Source organism: Paenibacillus agri (assembly GCF_013359945.1).
In the GTDB taxonomy this organism is placed as follows: Bacteria; Bacillota; Bacilli; order Paenibacillales; family Paenibacillaceae; genus Paenibacillus_AQ; species Paenibacillus_AQ agri.
On record NZ_JABWCS010000088.1, the window covers coordinates 1 to 268 of the forward strand.

The 268-nt window shown below is 47.4% G+C and carries 1 protein-coding gene; it reads left to right on the forward strand.

Translation table 11 applies throughout. The annotated features are described in order from the left end of the window. A partial coding sequence (locus tag HPT30_RS00410; protein WP_175369647.1) for a transposase occupies positions 1-268 on the forward strand: 268 nt, incomplete at both ends.

Genomic DNA, 268 nt, shown 5'->3' on the forward strand with positions numbered 1-268 from the left:
CGCCAACTTGAACAAATTGAGCATGAGCTCCGTCTCATTCTTGAGCGTATTCCTTATGCACAGAAGTTCCTTGAAATACGAGGCATCTATGTTACGAATCTAGCGGGTGTCCTCGGTGAGGATGGTGATCTAAGCGGATATACGCATGGAAATGCTTTACTGCGGCATGCTGGGTTAAATCTAGCTGAAGCTAGCTCCGGGAAATGGCGAGGAAAGATGGTGCTCAGCAAACGAGGTCGGCCACGTTTACGTCATTTTCTTTATCTCA